Origin of the sequence: Roseibium aquae, assembly GCF_008711285.1 — a bacterium.
Classification (GTDB): Bacteria; Pseudomonadota; Alphaproteobacteria; order Rhizobiales; family Stappiaceae; genus Roseibium; species Roseibium aquae.
Map to the genome: position 1 here is coordinate 38,490 of NZ_VXDC01000001.1, position 21,201 is coordinate 59,690.

Below are 21,201 nucleotides of genomic sequence, written 5' to 3' on the forward strand. Positions count from 1 at the left end.
GCGGGGACGAGACAAGCGGAGACGATCATGAGCGGGCTATATGAGCCGCGCGAGGGCCAGGAACCGGCCGCGCGTGAACAGGACCTGTTTGGCAGATTACCGGGCCTTTTGTCCCATGCGGTAGAGAACGCAGCGGGGTGGGCAAGGCACCTTCACGGTCACGATGTGGCCCGTGTGGCGGATCGGGCCGCTCTGGCGGCGCTTCCGGTCCTGCGCAAGTCCGATCTCATGGCCCATCAGAAAGAAAATCCGCCCTTTGGCGGCTTTCTTGCCGCCCCCCTCCATCATGCAACCCGGGTCTTCATGTCCCCCGGGCCGATCTGGGAACCGCAGGGCGCCGGTTCCGATCCATGGAATGGCGCGCGGGCGCTCTTTGCCTCCGGTTTCCGGCGTGGCGACGTTGTTCTCAACGCGTTTTCCTATCACCTTACCCCGGGCGGGTTCATTCTCGATCAGGGCGCGACGGCCATGGGTTGCACCGTTTTTCCGGCCGGGGTGGGCAATACGGACATGCAGGCGGAAGCAGTGGAGGTCCTCAGGCCCGCCGGTTTTATCGGTACGCCGGATTACCTCAAAGTGCTTTTGGACCGTGGCGCGGACCTTGGCCGCGACATGTCGTCGATCGTGAAAGCCCTCGTTTCCGGGGGGGCATTGTTTCCTTCGCTGCGCGACGAGTACGCGGCCCGCGGTGTTGCCGTGGCCCAGTGCTATGCCACAGCTGATCTCGGCGTCATCGCGTATGAGAGTTCCGCGCGAGACGGCATGATCGTGAACGAGGACTACATCGTTGAGATCGTCCGCCCGGGAACCAACGATCCGGTACCGGACGGTGAAGTGGGCGAACTTGTGGTCACCGCTTTCAACGAAATCTATCCGCTGATCCGGTTTGCCACAGGGGACCTGTCCAAAATACTGCCTGGGCCGTCCGCCTGCGGCCGCACAAATATGCGGATTGCCGGCTGGATGGGCCGCGCGGATCAACGCACGAAGATCAAGGGGATGTTTGTGGATCCTGCGCAGATCGCGGAGATTCAAAAACACCATGCCGAAATCAAAAAGGCCCGTTTGACGGTCACGCGGGCCGAAGAGGCGGACAAGATGGTGCTTTCGATCGAAGCTATCGTTGTTGAGGATTCGTTGGCGGATGCGATAGCCGCCACCTTGCGCGATGTGACCCGGCTCAAAGGCGAAGTCGAAATCGTTCCGCTTGGAATGCTTCCGAATGACGGTAAAGTCATCGCGGACGAGCGTGAGTACGGCTAACCACTTTACCAGCGGCGACCTTCCGGAAATGGCCAATATATGGCATGTTCGTTATGCTCTGTGCGGTGATCTGGCATCATCGACATGCGTACACACCTAAGCGGGTTGGATAATTCGGCTCGCCTAATTATGTACGTTTCGAGTCTCAACATCGTGCCACGGATTAGCCATGACCGTTCAACCGACTGCCCCCCTTGCCGCTGACCCAAACCTTGAAATGCGGAAGGTGAAGCTGCCGGCCGACCATCCAAAGGTCAAGACGGGCAAAATCGGTGTCCTCCTCGTCAATCTTGGAACGCCGGATGCGACATCCTATTGGCCGATGCGCCGTTACCTCAGGCAGTTTCTGTCGGACAAGCGGGTGATCGAATGGCCCAAGGCCGTCTGGTACCCGATCCTTTACGGCATCGTGCTGATGACCCGTCCGGGGAAATCCGGCAAGGCGTATGAGGAAATCTGGAACCACGAAGCCGACGAATCGCCCCTGCGCACAATTACCCGCAGCCAATCGGACAAGCTTCTCGAATCGATGGGCAATCATGGCGGCCGGCTTCACATCGATTGGGCCATGCGCTACGGCCAGCCGTCGATCCCTGACCGTTTGAAGGCCCTAAAAGATGAGGGATGCGATCGAATTCTGGTTTTCCCGCTGTATCCCCAGTATTCCGCTACGACAACGGCAACCGTGAATGACGAGGTGTGCCGCACCCTTCTCGATTTGCGCTGGCAACCTGCCATTCGGACCGTGCCCGCCTACCACGATGATCCGGTTTATGTGACGGCGCTGGCCAAATCCGTTGAGCGTCACCTCGAGACGTTGGACTTTGAACCCGACCTCGTTCTGACCTCGTATCATGGCATTCCACAGTCCTACTTCCGCCGCGGCGACCCCTACCATTGTCATTGCCACAAGACGACACGCTTGATGCGAGATGTTCTTGGCTGGGATGAAAACAAGCTCCAGACCACCTTCCAGTCCCGGTTCGGCCCCGAGGAATGGCTACAGCCCTACACCGACAAGACCGTTGAGCAGCTTGCCAAGGATGGCGTCAAGAACATCGCTGTGATGAATCCCGGTTTCGTGTCGGACTGTCTGGAAACGCTCGAGGAAATCGCGGGCGAGGCGGGTGAAATATTCGAGGAGAATGGCGGGGAGCATTTCAGCCATATCCCCTGTCTCAACGACAGCGACCTTGGAATGGAAGTGATTGAGCACATTGTGCGCCGCGAGTTGTCTGGCTGGCTCTGATCTCTTGCCATCCTTGCGGATCGCATGCTGCTGAACACGGTGCCAACTTCGGTTATCCATCGACCGGCCCGGACACCGGTTTTCAACCGGACGTAAGATCGGTTTGCCGTTGAGATCCAGGATGTTCAACCTTCGCCGGTTCGACTGGCGGCAAGGCTGTGGCGGCGGGCGGCGATGTTCGCCCGAAAGATGGTTTGAATGCTTCGACAGCTTTCGATGCTCTAAAACTTGAAGATTGCCGGCAATTCTCCCGGTCAGATTGGAGCGTACCTCTTCAAGCTGACCCGGAGTCGTTCCAGTGCTGAAGGGCGCTTTTTGGCCGGCCGGTTTGCACAGGTTTTTGATCGCGCTTGCAGGTGCGCGGTCCAGCAGTCCTCAAAATGCAATATCCAGCGCCTACCTTTCAACGGGTATGCCGGAGCATCACTGGATTGCCGGTGATTTCCGGCGCATACTCTCGCCGCCTGATCATCGCGCTCGCCGGAGATATCCATGCCCGTTGAAATTCTGGGGTTTGACATTGCCCTGATCATTCTGCTCTCCCTCGTGATCCTGGTCATCTTGTCGGGCGTGAAAACTGTTCCGCAAGGCTTCAACTACACCATCGAACGGTTCGGCCGCTATCGCCGGACTCTTGCTCCAGGTCTCAATCTGATCGTCCCTTTTGTCGACAGGATCGGTCACAAACTCAATATGATGGAACAGGTTCTCGATGTTCCTGCGCAGGAGGTCATAACCCGTGACAACGCGACGATCACTGCGGATGGGGTGACGTTCTATCAGGTTCTCGACGCGGCCCGGGCGGCCTATGAAATCTTAGGCCTGCAGAATGCAATCCTGAATCTGACGATGACCAATATTCGCTCAGTGATGGGGTCGATGGATCTGGATGAACTGCTGTCCAATCGCGACGAGATCAATTCCCGGCTTCTTCGGGTTGTCGATGCGGCGGCCGAGCCGTGGGGCATCAAAGTGACGCGTATCGAAATCAAGGATATCAATCCTCCACGGGATCTGGTTGAGGCGATGGCCCGCCAGATGAAAGCAGAGCGCGAAAAGCGGGCCGCCATTCTGGAAGCGGAAGGGAAGCGGCAATCGGAAATCCTGCAGGCCGAAGGAGAGAAGCAATCCCTCATTCTTGAGGCCGAAGGTCGGCGCGAAGCCGCTTTCCGCGATGCGGAAGCCCGGGAACGGGAAGCCGAGGCCGAAGCCAAGGCAACGCAAATGGTCAGTGACGCGATAGCGTCGGGAAATGTCCAGGCGATCAACTACTTCGTGGCCAGCAAATATGTCGAGGCTTTCAAGGAACTTGCGACATCACGCAATCAGAAGACGCTGATCCTGCCCATGGAAGCGACCTCGCTGCTCGGAGCCCTGACCGGGATTGGGGAGATTGCGAAAGAGGCCTTCGGTAAGGACGGGGATGCCGAACCATCGCGGTCTTCCGGCCGCGTTCCGAACACCGCGCCGCCCCGAAACGGGGACGGCACATGATCGCCGGTCTTGTTGAAGAGCTTCGCCCGTGGACGTGGTGGATCCTCGGGCTTTTGTTGCTCGGCCTTGAGATCCTCGCGCCGGGAACGGTCTTCCTGTGGTTCGGGATATCCGCGATCCTCGTCGGGACCTTCGCGCTGTTCACCGACTTTCCGTGGCAGGTTTATATCGGGCTTTTTCTGGTCTTGTCCCTCGTAAGCCTCGTGCTCGGGCGCCGGCTGGTCTCCAGGCTGAGTGAGGAAAGCGGAGATCCCAACCTCAACCGGCGGGGGAGCAGGTATATCGGCCGGGAATTTACGCTCCATGCGCCCATCCAGCAAGGAGAGGGCCGGCTTTCGATAGATGACACGGTGTGGCGGGTTTCGGGCCCTGATTTACCGGCGGGCACGCGCATCCGGGTCGACCGTGTCGATGGTGCGCGCCTTGTTGTCATCGAAGCAGGAGAAGCCTGAAGCCCGTCTCAATGGGAAGGCTTTTTCAGGGGGAATGCCCTGGCGGGATTGGCGGCTCTTCCTTTTTCAAAAGGATCTCGATCCGCCGGTTGGCCGCCAGAAACGGATCGTTCGGAAAAAGCGGCTCGGTATCGGCCTTGCCGACGACCGCGAAGAACTGGTCTTTCTGAACGCCGTATTCGGCCAGGATCTGGCGCGCAACATTCGCCCGCTCCGATGACAGGTCCCAGCCTGTGTAGGATGGATCGATGTTTTGCCGCCCGGCGGTCGTGTGCCCGGTGATCTCGATACGGTTGGGCATCTGGGCCAGAACCGGAGCCATCTTGGCAATCAGGCGGCGGGTCGTTTCATAGGGAAATTTCGACCCCTCGCGGAACATCGACCGTCCATCCTGATCAACCAGCATGATGTTCAGTCCCTCCTCCGTCTCGACAAGAATGATGTTGTTCGAAATTTCGGTGATTTCGGGCATTTCCTGCCAGGCCTGCCTGAGCGATGCCGCAGCTGTCGCAAACTGACGCGGTTTTTCGATGTCCGCCTCAAGCGTATCGTGTGTATTGGCCTCAGGACCTTGCTTCCGGCGCCGGTCGTGTTCCTCATTGGCGAAATCGGAATCCATTGAGTGCTCAACCTGGCTGACATCCTTCATGTACTCCCGGATCGGGATGCCGTTGACCTCGATGACCCCGGTTCTCTTGGAATCCTCCTTCACGCCGAAAGCTTCACGCATGGATCCGGCCACGACTTGAAGTTTCTCCTTGTCCTGGATCGAAAAGGAAATGATCAGAACGAAGAAGCAGACGAGCAGCGACATCAGATCGGCAAAAGTGACCAGCCACAGGGGCGCACCGGGATCGACTTTTTTCTGCTTCTTTGCCAAGGCGTTTCTCGTGTGAGGTTGAACCTACGCGGCGGCTTCCAGCGCTTCCCGGTCCTTGCCAGGAAGGTAGGCTATCAGCATTTCCCGGATTAGAGCCGGGCTCTTTGATTCGCGGATCTGCATGACCCCGTCGATGATGAGAGTCTGGTTCAACTCATCCCCATCGAACTTGGCGTCAAGCTTGTCGACAATGGGCAAGCAGATGATGTTTGAGATCAGCGCGCCATACAAAGTCGTCAGAAGGGCGATGGCCATGGATGGGCCGATCGCGGATGGATCGTCCATGTTGGCCAGCATTTGGACCAGGCCGACCAGGGTCCCGATCATGCCGAACGCGGGAGCCGAGTCGCCCAAAGCCTTGAAGACCCGCTTGCCTTCGGAGAGGCGGGTAAGCTGCAAGTCGCGCTCCCGCTCCATCGATTCTTTGATGAACTCAATATCGTAGCCATCCGCTATGTACTGCACCCCCTTGCCGAGGATCGGATCGGAAACGTCGACATTCTCCAAACCCAGCGGGCCGGACTTCCGGACGATTTCGCCCAAATGTGAGATCTCTTCAATGAGATCGCGTGGCGACGCGCTTTTGCCTTGCAAAGCCACTTTGAAGCCGGTCGCAAAGGCAGCGGCAATGTCTGACAGCTGGAAGCGGATCAACGTCGCGGCAAGACCGCCGCCGACAACGATCAGGATCGAGGGAACGTCAACGAATTGGCCGAAGCTTCCGCCAAGAAAAATGGCGGTTACAACGATGCCGAAGGCACCGACAATGCCGATAAGGGTCGCCAGATCCATTCCACACACCAACAAAGGGGCCCGAAGCCCGATGCAACTCGGTGTGCAGTTTAGGAGGAGTAACGCTAACTATTCCCTAATCCGTCCGCGAAGAGGGCACCAAAAAATGCAATAGACACGCACGCTGACGGACATGTGATGAGAGTGGAACCGCGAATGTTAAACAAACGCTCAAGAATTGTCCTGATACCTGAAACGCGTTCGGTGTCCGGCCGGAGGCAGCTTCCAGCTTGTTGTCAATTGATCAGGCCGCGCCGATCCGAAGCAGATCGTGAAGATGAACGATACCGATCGGTCTTTGGTCTTCGACCACAAACACCGAAGAGATGGCCGACGAATTGACCATTTCCAGGATGGATGCCGCCATCATGTCCTTTGAAACCGTCTTCGGGCCCGCTGTCATGATTTCAGACACGCTCTTGTCCAAAAAATTCGTGCTGATATGACGGCGCAAGTCGCCATCCGTCACGATGCCCACCAAGCGGTTCAGCTCATCCTGCACGCCAAGGACACCGAAGCCCTTTTGGGTCATGAGAACGATCCCGTCCCGCATGATGGTGTATGCCTGCACGAGCGGAAGAGCCTCGCCCTTGTGCATGATGTCCTTGGCCGTCATAAGACTTGCGCCGAGGCGCCCCCCTGGGTGGAAGACCCGAAAGTCCTGCGCTGAAAACCCGCGTGTTTCCAGGAGAGCAACGGCAAGCGCGTCTCCCATAGCCAGCTGGATAAGGGCGGAGGTGGTCGGCGCGAGACCGTGGGGACACGCTTCGGCGACGCTGGGGAGCTTCAAGACAATGTCTGACGCCCGGCCAAGCGTACTGTCGGATCGTGACGTGATGGCAATCAGCGGGACGCGAAAACGCCTTGTGTAGGCAACGATGCTGGCAAGTTCCTGCGTTTCACCCGACCAGGACAGTGCGATCACAGCGTCTTGCTCAGTTATCATTCCAAGATCGCCGTGGCTGGCCTCGCTGGCATGAACAAAAAACGCGGGCGTGCCGGTGGACGCCAGACTGGCGGCCAGTTTGGTCCCGATATGGCCGCTCTTGCCGATACCGGTCACGATCAGACGGCCGCTCAAGCGGTTGATGAGTTCGACGGCATTGGCGAAAGGCAGGGCGAGATTGTCTTTCAAGGCGGCCCTTAGAGCGCTCATTCCCGCCATTTCGGTCTCAAGGGTTCGCTCCGCAGAAACGAGAGCTCGGGCGCCCGTATCGCTGGTCACGGCAGATGTATCGTTATGTGCAATTGCCATCTTGTTTCCCGGTCATTCTTTTTCGCGTCCTGGACCGCGAATTTGGCTTACGTCAGTCTGAGAGCGCCCGCAACTGCGTCCCCGTGTTTTTAAGGCAATAGGACCTTGCCCGCTTTGTTCCGCACCGGCGGTCATCTTGCAATTTGCAAGCAGAAGAAACCAGTCATTAACCATAGGCTTGTATCCATTTGGCTTGACTGATCCATCCCCTACCCAGACCGGGAAAGTCATGGCGCGTGCCTTTGCCCCACTTGCTGCATTGCTCTTTCTCTGTCAACCGGCAGAGGCTCAGAGTGTTGGTCCCGCGTTGCGCGGCACCATCACGGAACAAGAACCCGCTATGGATGTGGCTGCTGCCCGCGCCGACGATCTGAGCGTTCTTGGCGACCGGCCAAGCATTTTTCCTTCTGAGTTCAACCAAGGTCAATCCAATGCCGCCACCGCCGAGACCGGGTCAACTGGCTTGGGCAGGGCCGGACGTGTTGAGCCTGTCACCCGGTTTTCTGATCGGATTGTGGCCGTTTCGGGGATATCCAACAATTCTGGCGGTGGATTGGATAACAACGTTTTCGGTGGCGATACCGAGTTCGACGCTGCCGAAGGGTTTCGCGTTGGCACATTCACGATCTTTCCCGAATTCACGGTCAGCGGGGGATGGACGGACAACCGGTCGCAAACCGCAAATGGCGATTCTGGAAAATTGTACACGATCGCCCCCAACATCACGGCACGTTCGGAGTGGGCGCGCCATCAGCTCGATTTCGCCTTGAGGGGCACCTATACGGGTTTCCCGGACGCCAACGATGATGACGATCCCAACCTCACGGTTTCCAGCAGCTTGCGGCTGGACCTCTCGGCGGCCACCAGCGCGACGGGCGACGTGTCCTATTCCTATTCCCGGGAAGACCGGTCCAGCGCGGAAAGTGCAAATGGCGCGAGCGACATTCACATCTTGTCCGGCTCCCTGTCTGCGACACGTGCGGCTGGCTTGCTTCGCCTGACTGGATCGGTTGGAGCGGACCGGACCATTTACACCAACGATGACACTGGCTCTGCTACCGATACAAGTGCGCGCGACAACACGCTCTATTCAGCGGGCCTGCGTCTGCAAAGCAATGGGGGCGGGGTCCTGTCGCCATTTGCCGAAGCGGCCGCCTTGGCCCGCCGATTTGACCGAGACTGCACCGACGCGGCATGTGAGAACCGTGCATCCACAGGCTACGAACTGCGCGGTGGAGCCGTCATTGACGCGGGTCCGAAGGTTGCTGGCGAAATCGCAGCGGGCTGGCGGGTAGAAAATCTGGAAGACAACCGTCTTGATCCATTGTCCGGCATGCTCATTGACGCGTCTTTGGTCTGGTCGCCTAGCCGCTTGACAACGGTGACCGCCGGTCTGGGGACGGACTTCGCGACAACGGATATCGATGGTGCGAGTGGATCCATCATTTATTCCGGTGACTTGCGGCTTGCGCGCGGGTTTACCAGCCGGTTGGTTGGGGAGGTCGGCGTAGGCTACAGTTACCGCACCTATCAGGGGGTCGCGATTGACGAGCGCACATTCACAGGCCTCGCGGGACTTACCTATGCGCTCACGAGCACGCTCGCGCTGACCGCCGACTATACTTATCGCGATTTTGACAGCTCACAGGCGGGGGCGGACTATACCGAAAACAGGATCGAGGCCGGTATTCGTATTCGGCATTAACCTCTTGGTCACCATTTTGCCCGAGATCCATGGAAGGGGTAATGGGGCATGCAGGCGGCGGCACGAGGAGGCCTGGGAAATGTTTGGTGGGCGGCACTTTAAGATTTCGAATGCGTTCCGGGCAGCGCTTGGCTGGGGCCGGGTTCTGCTGGCTGCCGGGGCCTTTGCCGCCTCCAGTGCGGCCGCGCAGGCGGATGCCGGTTTTGACCGGTTCATCGCGGACTTCTGGCCGACCGCCCAAGCAGGCGGAGTGACAGCGCAGACATATCGCCACGTCTTTAACGGCATGGAGCCAGACAACGACACGGTGCGATTGATGAACCGCCAGTCCGAGTTCGTGAAGCCAATTTGGGAGTATCTGGACACCGCCGTCTCTGAAACACGTGTCAATCGTGGCCGCGAACTGCTCGTGGAATATGCCGATGTGCTTCGCACCATCGAAGCCCGTTACGGCGTCGATCGGGAAGCGGTGCTCGCCATCTGGGGGATGGAGACCAACTACGGATCTTTCATGGGCCGTCACAACGTGATCCAGGCGTTGGCGACATTGGCTTATGCTGCACCTCGGCGGCAGGAATTTTGGCGGCAGGAACTTGTGAAGGCGCTGTTGATCGTCCAGGGCGGTCATGTGCGCTTTGAGGACATGGAAGGGTCATGGGCTGGCGCAATGGGGCATACCCAGTTCATGCCGACCAGTTGGAAAGCCTATTCCGCCGATTACAACGGCGACGGCCGCCGCGATATCTGGACCTCCATTCCCGATGCCCTGGCATCCACCGCCCTCTATTTGCAAAAGCATGGATGGCAAACCGGCAGGACCTGGGGCTACGAGATCAAGGTGCCGGCCAATTTCGATTTCACCATTGCAGATGACGATACCGAGATGACACTGGAGCAGTGGACTCGCCTCGGTGTGCGGCGGGCCAATGGTGCTGCATTTCCGCGGCCTTCGGACAAGGCCATTCTCGTCATGCCGGCAGGTGCGGCTGGGCCGAAATTCCTGATGTTGCGGAATTTTTACGTTATCAAACGCTACAACAACGCCACGGCCTATGCGCTTGCCGTTGGACATCTTGCTGACCGGATCATCGGCGGCGGCCCTCTGGCGGGCGACTGGTCGCGGGAATACCTGCCACTGAAGCGATCCGAAGTCGCCGAACTGCAATCCTATCTGAACCAAAAAGGGTTCCATGTGGGCACGGTTGATGGGCGGATCGGACCGGCCACCCGGCGTGGCATCCGAGCCTATCAACAGTCCCGGGGCCTTGTCCCTGACGGATACGCCTCGGTGGTTTTGCTGGCGAAAATCAAGCTGGACAGTTAATCTCCCGCCATGACGGCTGAGCCGGGGAGATGAATGGACATGCTTTTAGCGCGGTCCTTGATCGTGTTTAACGTTTCAAAGCCTGGTATCGTGCTGTGCTTGGTCATGTGTATTGGGCTTACCTTGTTGTGGGCCCAAGAGTCCCTCCACGCTCAGAGCGTCCAAGCTCCCATCCAGCTGGCCCAGAGCGAAAACCAAGGCTTTAATCCGTTTCGCGCTCTTGGCCGGATCTTCCGCAATGATCGCGAGTCCGAGCGTGAGCGGTCGCGTTCGAATGCTCCTAGACAGAACCGGCAGCCCGCCGTCCCGCAAGCTCCAGTGCTAGTGGAGGAGCCGAAAGACCCGGACGCGGGCGTAATTTTGGTTGTGGGCGACCGGATGGCGCGCGGTGTTGCGGATGGTTTGCGGCACGCTCTGGCCAAGCAACCAATGGCCCGGGTGGAAGAAATCACCCGGGACGACATGGGTCTTGCGGGCGACACCGCCCCGGATTGGCCGCAGCTTGTCCTGTCAAAGGTTCGTGGGGCCAATGTGGAGGCTGTGGTCGTGATGCTCGGCCGGCACGATCTGAGCAAAACTTTTCCCGCCGAGCCACCGACCGAGTTCATGACCGACGCTTGGCAACGGACCTATCGGGACAAGGTCGATGCCCTGGTCAGGGCGGTCCGACGCGAACGTCTGCCAATTGTCTGGGTTGGTTTGCCGCCAACCAATACCCAGCTCATGAATGCTGATTTCACGACGCTCAACGGCATCTTCAAGGATGCGAATATTGAGCGCCGGGCCCGGTTTATCGATATCTGGGATATCTTTTTATCCGATGCTGGCGAGTATACGTCTTTTGGTCCCGATGTTGATGGAACCAACCGCCGTCTCCGAACGTCGGACAGGATCGGCTTTACTTGGGCGGGGCATCAGAAGATCGCGTTCTTCGTGGAGCGCGAGTTGATACGCCTTCTCGGCGGCTTTGGCGGATTGGTTTTTGAAGGCGTGGACGACGACCCGAACTTCATGGTGCTGACCGGCCGTACAACCTCCCCGGAAGCTGAACTTCTGGGAGGCGATGCACGCATGCCTGAACCTGACACCAACTCGCAGACATACAGATTTCTCGTCCTAGGGGAGCCAATAGCAGCGGTTCCCGGACGTGTGGATAGTCCCCTATTGGCCGTCCGGCCCGGGTCGAGCCAGACGGCTGGGGCGCCGAGCGGGTCCTGATCGAGAACCCGGGGGACTGACCGGGTTCATTTGTTGATATCAATCAGCGTGGCAAATCGCTGGATCCCGTAAGGTATTCATCGACCGAGCGCGCTGCCTGCCGCCCTTCGCGGATAGCCCACACGACAAGCGACTGGCCCCTTCGCACATCGCCTGCTGCGAAGATTTTATCGATGCTTGTTTTATAGTCTTCGGTGTTGGCCTTGACGTTGGTGCGGCCGTCCAGCTCAAGGCGTTCGTTTGCCTGTGCAATGAACGTATCGAGGGCGGGTCCGGAAAACCCAATGGCCGCCAGCACCAGATCAGCCCGCAAGACAAACTCCGTTCCCGGGATCGGTTTGCGGCTCTCATCCACCCGGGCGCATTTCACGCCCGTGACGTGGCCGTCTTCGCCGACAAGGCCGAGGGTCGCCGCGGCAAATTCCCGCTCAGCGCCTTCGGCCTGGGACGAGGAGGTGCGGAACTTCGTCGGCCAGTACGGCCAGATCGCAAGCTTGTCTTCCTTCATCGGCGGGATCGGACGGATGTCCAACTGGGTAACGGACAGGGCGCCTTGCCGGAAGGCCGTGCCCACGCAGTCCGAGGCGGTGTCGCCGCCGCCGATGACGACAACATGCTTGCCTGCGGCCCAAATCGGCGCTTCGGGCCTTTCCGGTTCGCCCCCGACGCGCCTGTTCTGCTGGACCAGATAGTCCATGGCCCAGTGACAACCGTCGAGTTCCATGCCTTCGACCCCGGGGTCACGCGGGCGCTCGGCTCCGGCGCACAGGATCACCGCGTCATGCCGCTCGGCAAGCTCGTCGAGCGAGGTGTCGACGCCAATGTTCACATTGTAGTGGAAGGTCACTCCTTCCGCTTCCATCTGTGCGACACGGCGGTCGATGTGATATTTTTCCATCTTGAAGTCGGGAATGCCGTAGCGCAAAAGGCCGCCCGCTTTCGGTTCCCGTTCATAGACGTGAACCGTATGCCCGGCACGGGCCAGCTGCTGCGCGGCGGCCATCCCGGCCGGACCGGATCCCACGATCGCGACCGCTTTGCCGGTTTTGCGCATCGCCGGTTGGGGCACAATCCAGCCTTCTTCGAAGCCCTTGTCGGCGATGGCCTGTTCGATGCTCTTGATGTTGACCGGCACATCTTCGAGGTTGAGGGTACAGGCCTCTTCGCACGGCGCGGGGCAGATCCGTCCGGTGAACTCCGGGAAGTTGTTTGTCGAATGCAAGTTCTGCAGCGCAATGTCCCAGTCACCGCGATAAACGAGGTCGTTCCAGTCCGGTATTTGGTTGTTGACCGGACAGCCCGTGGGGCCATGACAGAACGGAATGCCACAATCCATGCAGCGGGCTGCCTGATTTGCGATCTCGCCGTCGTTCAACGGAATGGTGAATTCACGGAAATGGCGAATGCGATCGGAAGCAGGCTGATACTTTTGTTCCTGCCGGTCGATCTCTAGAAATCCGGTGACCTTGCCCAAGGTAACCCTCCTCAAACGTCAATTGTTTCCCTTGCGGCTGCCATCCGGCCCGAAAGAGCCGGAGAGCCACCCTTCATGATGCTGTTACTCGGCCGCAACCATGCCCATGCGCTGTTCTTCCATTTCGCGAAGGGCACGGCGGTATTCCAACGGCATGACTTTCACGAACTTTGGACGGTATGTTGTCCATTCATCCAGAATGGTTTGAGCCCGCGAAGAGCCTGTGTGCTCGATGTGCTTGGTCAGCAACTGGCGCAAGCGCTCGTCATCGTGGCGTGTCATGTCGCCCGACACATCGACGCGGCCTTTGTGCTCAATGTCGCCGCCATGATGGTGCAGCTTCTCAAGCAGATCGTCTTCTTCCGTGACCGGCTCCAGATCAACCATCGCAAGATTGCAGCGCGACCCGAAGGTGCCGTCCATATCCAGAACATAAGCGATGCCGCCCGACATGCCAGCCGCAAAATTTCTGCCGGTCTGACCAATCACGACGACAACGCCGCCTGTCATGTACTCGCAGCCGTGGTCTCCGACGCCTTCGACCACCGCGACGGCACCTGAATTTCGAACGGCGAAACGCTCGCCGGCCACGCCACGGAAATAGCATTCGCCGGTGGTTGCGCCATAGAGAACCGTGTTCCCGACAATGATGCTGTCCTCGGCAATGATGCGCGTGTTTTCAGGGGGGCGGACGATAATCCGGCCGCCTGAGAGCCCCTTGCCGACATAGTCGTTGGCATCACCGACAAGTCGCAGAGTGACGCCTTTTGCTGCAAAAGCGCCAAAGGCCTGTCCCGCTGTTCCCGACAGGTTCACCTGCAAGGTGTTATCGGGGAGCCCTTTGTTGCCATAACGTTTTGCAATCTCACCCGACAGCATAGCCCCAACGGACCGGTCAACGGACGAGATCGTTTCCTCGATAACCGTCGGTTCCCGGTTTTCAAGGGCAGGCCCTGCCGCGGCGATCAGCCGCCGGTCCAGAATGTCGTCAATCGGATGTTGCTGGGTTTCGGTCCAGCGGATGGCGTTAGCAGGGGCATCCGGTTTGAAGAAGATCCGGCTGAAATCCAAGCCTTGCGCCTTCCAATGGCGGATCGCCGCATTCTTGTCCAGAAACTCGGAACGCCCGACCAACTCCTCCAGTTTCGCGACCCCCAGTTCAGCCATCATTTCGCGGACCTCTTCGGCAACGAAGAAGAAGAAGTTGATGACGTGCTCGGGTGTTCCCTTGAACCGTTTGCGCAGCACCGGGTCCTGCGTCGCGATTCCGACCGGGCAGGTGTTGAGGTGGCACTTGCGCATCATCAAGCAGCCGGCCGCGATGAGCGGGGCAGTTGAGAAGCCGAATTCATCGGCTCCCAGGAGCGCGCCCACCAAGACGTCCCGGCCAGTCCGCAGGCCGCCGTCGACCTGAAGGCAAACGCGGGAACGCAGTCCATTCAGGACCAGGGTCTGCTGTGTTTCGGCCAAACCGATTTCCCAGGGAGAGCCGGCGTGCTTGATTGAAGTCAGCGGGGAGGCGCCCGTTCCCCCGTCATACCCGGAAATGGTGATATGATCTGCCCGGGCCTTCGCCACACCAGCCGCGACGGTCCCCACGCCCACCTCAGACACCAGTTTGACCGAGATATCGGCCGCCGGGTTGACGTTCTTCAAATCGTAGATCAGCTGAGCGAGATCCTCGATCGAATAGATGTCGTGGTGCGGGGGCGGAGAGATCAGACCGACCCCTGGTGTCGAATGACGCACTTTCGCGATGACCGCATCCACCTTGTGGCCGGGCAGCTGACCGCCTTCACCCGGTTTTGCGCCTTGTGCCACCTTGATCTGTATCATGTCCGAATTGACCAGATACTCCGTGGTCACCCCGAAACGGCCCGACGCCACTTGTTTGATTGCGGAACGCTGCGGGTTCATCGAGCCATCGGGAAGCGGATTGAAGCGCTCAGGCTCCTCTCCGCCTTCGCCGGTGTTGGACTTTCCGCCGATCCGGTTCATGGCAACGGCAAGCGTCGCATGTGCTTCCTTGGAGATCGAGCCAAAGGACATGGCGCCGGTAACGAAGCGCTTGACGATGTCTGCTGCGGGTTCGACGTCGCCAATGTCGATCGGTTTGCGACCCAGTTCTTCGGCCGTTTTGATCCTGAAAAGCCCGCGAATGGCGTAGCGTCCGCTCTCCTCATTCACAGCTTTCGCAAAATCCCGATACTTCTCGGGAAGGTTTGAGCGAACGGCGTGTTGGAGATATGCAATGCTGTCCGGTGTCCACATGTGGCTTTCGCCCCGGGTCCGGTACGCATACTCGCCCCCGACCTCCAGGGACCGGCGCATGACTTCGTAATCTCCGAAAGCGGCAGCGTGCCGACTGACCGTTTCCTTGGCCACTTCGGCAAGCCCGATGCCCTCGATCATCGTCGCGGTGCCGAAGAAGTATTTGTCGACAAAAGCGCTTGAGAGACCGACGGCATCGAAGATTTGGGCGCCGCAATAGGATTGATAGGTCGAAATGCCCATTTTGGACATAACCTTCAATATACCCTTGTCGATCGACTTGATATAGCGGTGCACGACCTCATCGGCGTCCACTTCCTCCGGGAAGTCCATCTCCATATGCATCGACAACAGCGTTTCGAAGGCAAGATACGGGTTGATGGCTTCGGCGCCGTATCCCGCCAGCACGCAGAAGTGATGGACTTCACGGGCTTCACCCGTTTCCACGACAAGTCCAACCGAGGTGCGTAGGCCCTTCCGGATCAGGTGGTGGTGGACCGCAGCCGTCGCAAGCAAGGCCGGTATCGCGATCCGTGTCCGCGAAATCAGCCGGTCGGAGAGGATGATGATATTGTTGCCGTCATGGACCGCTTTTTCCGCGCGGTCGCACAGTTCCGTCAGGGCCTTTTCCATCCCCTCAGCGCCTCTGTCCGCCGCATAGGAAATATCCAGCGTTTTCGCCGCGAACTGGTTATCCGCGATATCGCCAATGGCGCGGATTTTTTCCAGATCCTCGTTTGTCAAAATGGGCTGACGCACTTCCAGCCGCTTGGAGGTCGAGGCCCCCTTCAGATCAAAGATATTCGGGCGCGGCCCGATGAAGGACACCAGGCTCATGACCAGTTCTTCGCGGATCGGATCGATTGGCGGGTTGGTGACCTGAGCGAAGTTTTGCTTGAAATAGGTGTAAAGCAGCTTTGACTTGTCCGAGAGCGCTGAAATCGGCGTATCGGTGCCCATGGAACCGATGGCTTCCTGGCCGATGGTTGCCATGGGCTGCATCAGCAGCTTGATGTCTTCCTCTGTGTAGCCGAAGGCTTGCTGGCGATCGAGCAGGCTTTCCCCCGCAACGGGCGCGCGCATGCGGACTGGCGGCATGTCTTCCAGAACGATCTGCGATCGGTGCAGCCAATCCTTGTAAGGGTTGGCTGTCGAGAGCTGGCGCTTGATCTCGTCGTCCGAGATGATGCGGCCCTCATCAAGATCGATCAAGAGCATGCGGCCCGGCTGAAGCCGCCATTTGCGCACGATCTTTTCTTCCTCGACCGGAAGAACGCCGACCTCGGAAGACATGATTACGAAATCATCTTCGGTTACAATGTAGCGGGCCGGGCGCAAACCGTTCCGGTCCAGGGTCGCGCCAATTTGGCGGCCATCGGTGAAGGCCACCGCAGCCGGACCATCCCATGGCTCCATCAGGGCTGCATGATATTCGTAGAACGCACGCCGGTTGTCGTCCATCAGCGGGTTCCCCGCCCATGCTTCCGGGATCAGCATCATGGCGGCATGAGCGAGTGAATAGCCGCCCATGGTGAGGAATTCGAGCGCGTTGTCGAAACACGCCGTGTCCGATTGCCCCTCATAGGAGATCGGCCAGAGTTTGGAGATATCGTCGCCCAGCAATGCCGACGACACTGAAGCCTGACGTGCGGCCATCCAGTTCACATTGCCGCGCAGCGTGTTGATCTCGCCGTTGTGGGCGACCATCCGGTAGGGGTGGGACAGGTCCCAGGACGGGAAGGTATTTGTCGAAAAGCGCTGGTGAACGAGAGCCAGGGCTGAGGTGAACCGCTCATCGCGCAAGTCGGCATAATAAGCGCCGAGCTGATAGGCGAGGAACATGCCCTTGTAGACAACGGTCCGGCTGGACAGCGAAACGATGTAAAAGCCATGTTTGACGGCGTCAGTCTCGGCCCGAACGGTGTTTGAAATCACCTTACGCAGGACATAGAGGCGGCGTTCGAACTCATCCTGGTTTTCACCGGTCTTCCGCGCGATGAAGACCTGCTTCGACACGGGCTCCGTCGCGGCGATGTCCGGCGCCTTGGAGAGGCTGGAATTGTCAACAGGGACGGTCCGCCAGCCGATCAGTTCCTGACCTTCGGCCGCGATAACCCGCTCGACGATCTCCTCGCACTTCGCCCGCAGCGTGCCGTCTTGCGGCAGAAAAAGGAAGCCGACCCCGTAGGCGCCGGTATCCGGCAGAACGGTCCCCGCGGTTTCGAGCTCCGCCGCGAAAAAGCTATGGGGGATTTGAACGAGCATGCCAGCACCGTCGCCCATCAAGGGGTCAGCCCCGACCGCGCCGCGATGGGTCAGGTTTTCGAGAACCTGCAGGCCATCCTCCACCACCTTGTGGGACTTCTCGCCCTTCATATGGGCGACAAATCCCACGCCGCATGCGTCATGTTCACGGGACGGAGTGTAGAGCCCTTTCTCAGCAGCCAGGTCCAGCCGTTTACGCAACGCGGTCGGTTCTGCCGTTTTCGTTGCGGTTTCTGCGGTGGCTTGCATGGCTGTGCTGCCCGTCAGCTCGTGTCTCGTCATGTGCGCCCTCTTGCATTCCGTTTTCCGCCGACAATTGCGCCCGGTCTCGTTCGGGTCGCGTCCCTTTAAGAACGCGGCTCGTGCGACACCTTGGCGATTTGCCGCGGTACTGCCGAAGTTTCTAGCGCTTCGCCCCCATAAAGCGAACCGCTCCCTTTGACGCAGCGGGATATCCGCTGCCGGAAACACGGTTTCCGCGATTGCCGGCATACACCACCATGCCGCTCGGTCCGCCCAGGCTTTTCCGACTTGTTGCCAGCTCCAAGCTTGGCTTGGGAAAAGGGACAGTAATCCTGTCCTATCCAGGGCGCCGCGACCATGACAGATTTCGCCGCCATCGGCAAGAGCGTTTATTTACCCGATTATTATAATTATTTCGCGCAGATTATTCCATGCGATGGGATGCGTCTCAGGATGCGGGTTCATTGAAATTTTCTTGCGCATGGTTCCAACTCGGCGATGAGCCTTTAACATGAGTGTCACGCCCGTTTGATTTCCCATTGAACTGCTGGCGGATCATGGTCGATCGCATGGCGGACGGCAAAGCTATCGTTCGCCGTGCTTTTGACGAAGAAACCGATGAGGTTGGAGCAATGACGAGCAAGACAGTAACAGCGGCAGTGGTTGCCGGCGCGGTGGCAACCGCGCTTGGCGGATTGTCCGTGGCAACGCCGGCCCATGCCCAGGCAAAGGAAAAATGCTATGGTATTTCTCTGAAGGGCCAGAACGATTGCAAGGCTGGACCGGGCACCACCTGTGCCGGGTCATCGACCATCGACTATCAGGGCAATGCCTGGACGCTTGTCCCGAAGGGTGACTGCGTAAAGTACGGTGTGGACGGGGGCGAGTTTGCGTTGCCCGATGGTCGTAAGGGGTCACTGACTGAACTCGATCGTGACAACCCGCAAGCCTGATGGTGTTTTCGATCTGATACCGGCCGAGACGCCTGATTTCCGCCCGGGTTGCCCGGGCGGCCGCCGATCTCGAAACGGAACCGAGGAACAGCGATTTTCATGGTTCGACCCAAACTCCTTTTGGCAGAAACCGCGGGTGCCGGCCTCAAAGCCGAACACGCTGTGGAGATCCTGCGAACCTCGCCTGAAGTCGGGTTTTTCGAGATCCATGCCGAAAACTATATGGGCGCGGGCGGCGCGCCCCATCGGATTTTGTCTGCGATCCGGGACAGGTATCCAGTCTCACTGCATGGTGTTGGATTGTCGATCGGAGCCGAGGGGCCGCTCGATCGGGATCATCTTTGTCGGTTGAAAGCGCTGAATGATCGTTATCAGCCGGCGTTGTTTTCCGAGCATCTAGCCTGGTCCACACATGATACGACCTATTTCAATGATCTTTTGCCGGTTCCCTATACCGAAGGCGCATTACGACGCGTGTGTGACCACATTGACGAGGTCCAGAACACCATGGGGCGCCGCATGCTTCTGGAGAATCCGTCGACCTATGTCGCCTTTTCGCAAAGCACCATGACTGAGCTGGATTTTCTCCGCGAAATCGTGGTGCGAACGGGCTGCGGGCTGTTGCTGGACGTCAACAATGTCTTCGTTTCCTGCACGAACCATGAAATGGCACCCGAAGAGTATCTATCCGCTTTTCCGCTCGACCATGTCGATGAGATCCATCTTGGCGGACACGCGCCGGACACCGACAGTGCGGGGCGCCCGTTGCTGATTGACACCCACGACCGCGAGGTGGACGAGGCGGTTTGGGCCCTGTTCAGATCGGTGATCGACGTTTGCGGACCGGTTCCAACCCTGATCGAATGGGATAATGACGTGCCCCCATGGCCTGTCCTGTGTCATGAGGTCGCCGCCGCGTCAAAAATCCTGCGCGCGCGGGCGAGCGGCGAGATACGGCATGCGAGTTGATCCGAAAGCCCCGGCCGCGCGAGACTTCGCCGAGGGTTTGCTTTTCCCCGGTCATCCGGTTCCCGCGGGCGTTGTCGGACCTGATGGCGCCCCGGACCTCAAGCGGTTCAACGTCTACAGAAACAATGTCATCGCCAGTCTGACCGACGCTTTGGCGGCGACCTACCCGGCCGTCCGCCGTTTGTTGGGTGAAACCTATTTCTCCGCGCTCGCCCGGGAGTTCATTCGCGCCCATCCGCCCCGGTCGCCTGTCTTGATTTGGTTCGGCCAAGCCTTCCCGGGCTTCATGGAGACATTTCCGCCGCTTGCCGGCTATCCCTATCTGGGCGACGTGGCGCGGGCGGAGTGGTTCTGGCTGCAAGCGTATCATGCCGCGGATGTTGCTCCGCTCGATCCGGCTCTTTTGCAGGCCGTTCCCTCTGATGGTCTGGGATTGGTCCGCTTCCAACCGCATCCGGCGGCATCCGTCGTCCGGTCGCGTTTTCCGGTTCATTGCCTGCTGCAAGCCAACAGGTTCCTTGCGGGCCAGGAGGTTGATGTGGACATGACGCAGTCCCAGGACGTCTTGATCTCAAGGCCGGATGTCGACGTGCTGGTCGTGAGGTTGAAACCCGGCGGTGCCGTGTTCACGCAGGCGCTTCTCGACGGAGTGGCGCTTGAACAGGCCGCGCAACAGGCGTCTGAAACAACCGAGGGCTTTTCGTTGGCGCCATGTCTGCGGGACGTTTTGGCAAGCGGTGCGCTTGCCCATATGAACCGTTGATCTGAAATTTGATAGTTTTGACAAATTGAGGGCTTCAATAATGCGTGCTTTGACCGGTTTTCTTGTGCGGATCTACACGACAATGTTCGGTGCGCTGGAGCGCCTCACCAACGGCTGGTTCCTGGGCCTGGCCGCGCGATTCGTCTTCGCGAGTGTTCTGTTGATGTACTTCTGGAATTCGGGTCTGACCAAACTTGGAAACGGCTTCCTTGGTTTCCTGTCGCCAAGTGCCGGCGCTTATGCCCAGATCCTTCCTCAAATGATGGAGCAAGTCAGCTACGATACCAGTCAGATTGCGTTTTTTCCCTTCGGACTAATCGTTTTGCTTGGAACTTGGGCTGAATTCATCCTCCCGCTGCTGATCGTGGTTGGACTTTTCACGCGGGCCGCATCGCTGGGGATGATCGTGTTCATTATCGTGATGAGCTACGTGGATGTTGTCGGTCATGGGGCGGATCCGAGTACGATTGGGGCATTGTTCGACGGGAACCCGAGTTCGATGATCGCGGACCAAAGGCTGCTTTGGATCTTCCTGTTGCTGGTGCCGCTTCTCAAGGGGCCGGGATGGGTGTCCCTGGATGCGCTTTTCGGTGCGTCCTACCGCAGACGCGAGCGGTATTATTGAGCAGGC

At 58.9% G+C, this 21,201-nt stretch carries 16 protein-coding genes; 11 read left to right on the forward strand and 5 right to left on the reverse strand.

Annotated elements, in window-relative coordinates; translation table 11 throughout:
* Positions 1 to 27 precede the first annotated feature (27 nt).
* From F0184_RS00160 to F0184_RS00175, 4 genes are all read left to right on the forward strand, one after another.
* Positions 28 to 1,263, forward strand: a complete 1,236-nt coding sequence (locus tag F0184_RS00160) for a phenylacetate--CoA ligase family protein (protein ID WP_150493244.1) — start codon at positions 28 to 30, stop codon at positions 1,261 to 1,263.
* A 169-nt stretch (positions 1,264 to 1,432) separates the two neighbouring features.
* Positions 1,433 to 2,512: a ferrochelatase gene (gene hemH, locus F0184_RS00165; protein ID WP_150493246.1), complete on the forward strand. Its 1,080-nt coding sequence runs from the start codon at positions 1,433 to 1,435 to the stop codon at positions 2,510 to 2,512.
* 492 nt (positions 2,513 to 3,004) lie between these two features.
* Positions 3,005 to 4,006, forward strand: a complete 1,002-nt coding sequence (locus tag F0184_RS00170; RefSeq protein ID WP_172971917.1) for an SPFH domain-containing protein — start codon at positions 3,005 to 3,007, stop codon at positions 4,004 to 4,006.
* Positions 4,003 to 4,458 carry an NfeD family protein gene (locus F0184_RS00175; RefSeq protein ID WP_150493248.1) on the forward strand — a complete coding sequence of 152 codons (456 nt, stop codon included), beginning with the start codon at positions 4,003 to 4,005 and terminating at the stop codon, positions 4,456 to 4,458. The genes F0184_RS00170 and F0184_RS00175 overlap by 4 nt, the downstream gene beginning before the upstream one ends.
* A gap of 25 nt (positions 4,459 to 4,483) precedes the next feature.
* On the opposite strand, the gene F0184_RS00180 is transcribed toward F0184_RS00175, so the two are convergent.
* The 3 genes from F0184_RS00180 to F0184_RS00190 form a co-directional block, all read right to left on the reverse strand.
* Positions 4,484 to 5,338: a flagellar motor protein MotB gene (locus F0184_RS00180; protein ID WP_150493250.1), complete on the reverse strand. Its 855-nt coding sequence runs from the start codon at positions 5,336 to 5,338 to the stop codon at positions 4,484 to 4,486.
* Between the two features lie 24 nt (positions 5,339 to 5,362).
* Entirely contained in the window at positions 5,363 to 6,130 is a 768-nt protein-coding gene (locus F0184_RS00185) for a motility protein A (protein WP_150493252.1), read from the reverse strand.
* A 244-nt stretch (positions 6,131 to 6,374) separates the two neighbouring features.
* Positions 6,375 to 7,385: a KpsF/GutQ family sugar-phosphate isomerase gene (locus F0184_RS00190; RefSeq protein ID WP_150493254.1), complete on the reverse strand. Its 1,011-nt coding sequence runs from the start codon at positions 7,383 to 7,385 to the stop codon at positions 6,375 to 6,377.
* A gap of 553 nt (positions 7,386 to 7,938) precedes the next feature.
* Here F0184_RS00190 and F0184_RS00195 point away from each other — a divergent pair.
* The 3 genes from F0184_RS00195 to F0184_RS00205 all read left to right on the forward strand — a co-directional run bounded on the left by F0184_RS00195 (position 7,939) and on the right by F0184_RS00205 (position 11,632).
* Positions 7,939 to 9,090 carry an outer membrane beta-barrel protein gene (locus F0184_RS00195; RefSeq protein WP_208998259.1) on the forward strand — a complete coding sequence of 384 codons (1,152 nt, stop codon included), beginning with the start codon at positions 7,939 to 7,941 and terminating at the stop codon, positions 9,088 to 9,090.
* Between the two features lie 79 nt (positions 9,091 to 9,169).
* Complete coding sequence (locus tag F0184_RS00200) at positions 9,170 to 10,414, forward strand: lytic murein transglycosylase (protein WP_150493259.1); 1,245 nt, start codon at positions 9,170 to 9,172, stop codon at positions 10,412 to 10,414.
* A 318-nt stretch (positions 10,415 to 10,732) separates the two neighbouring features.
* Positions 10,733 to 11,632 (forward strand): SGNH/GDSL hydrolase family protein, encoded by a 900-nt coding sequence (locus F0184_RS00205; RefSeq protein ID WP_208998260.1) that lies wholly within the window; start codon positions 10,733 to 10,735, stop codon positions 11,630 to 11,632.
* 43 nt (positions 11,633 to 11,675) lie between these two features.
* Here the strand turns inward: F0184_RS00205 and F0184_RS00210 are convergent, their stop codons facing one another.
* On the reverse strand, positions 11,676 to 13,106 hold the full coding sequence (locus tag F0184_RS00210) for a glutamate synthase subunit beta (protein ID WP_150493261.1): 1,431 nt from the start codon (positions 13,104 to 13,106) through the stop codon (positions 11,676 to 11,678).
* An 84-nt stretch (positions 13,107 to 13,190) separates the two neighbouring features.
* Positions 13,191 to 17,924: a glutamate synthase large subunit gene (gene gltB / locus F0184_RS00215; protein ID WP_150493263.1), complete on the reverse strand. Its 4,734-nt coding sequence runs from the start codon at positions 17,922 to 17,924 to the stop codon at positions 13,191 to 13,193.
* Between the two features lie 593 nt (positions 17,925 to 18,517).
* Here gltB and F0184_RS00220 point away from each other — a divergent pair.
* The 4 genes from F0184_RS00220 (at position 18,518) to F0184_RS00235 (ending at position 21,195) form a co-directional block, all read left to right on the forward strand.
* Complete coding sequence (locus F0184_RS00220) at positions 18,518 to 18,838, forward strand: BufA1 family periplasmic bufferin-type metallophore (protein ID WP_150493265.1); 321 nt, start codon at positions 18,518 to 18,520, stop codon at positions 18,836 to 18,838.
* 99 nt (positions 18,839 to 18,937) lie between these two features.
* Positions 18,938 to 19,807, forward strand: coding sequence for an MNIO family bufferin maturase (bufB, locus tag F0184_RS00225; RefSeq protein WP_150493267.1), 870 nt, complete (start codon positions 18,938 to 18,940; stop codon positions 19,805 to 19,807).
* Complete coding sequence (locus F0184_RS00230) at positions 19,797 to 20,570, forward strand: HvfC/BufC N-terminal domain-containing protein (RefSeq protein WP_150493268.1); 774 nt, start codon at positions 19,797 to 19,799, stop codon at positions 20,568 to 20,570. Before bufB ends, F0184_RS00230 begins: the two co-directional genes overlap by 11 nt.
* Before the next feature lie 40 nt (positions 20,571 to 20,610).
* Complete coding sequence (locus tag F0184_RS00235) at positions 20,611 to 21,195, forward strand: DoxX family protein (protein ID WP_150493270.1); 585 nt, start codon at positions 20,611 to 20,613, stop codon at positions 21,193 to 21,195.
* Positions 21,196 to 21,201 lie beyond the last annotated feature (6 nt).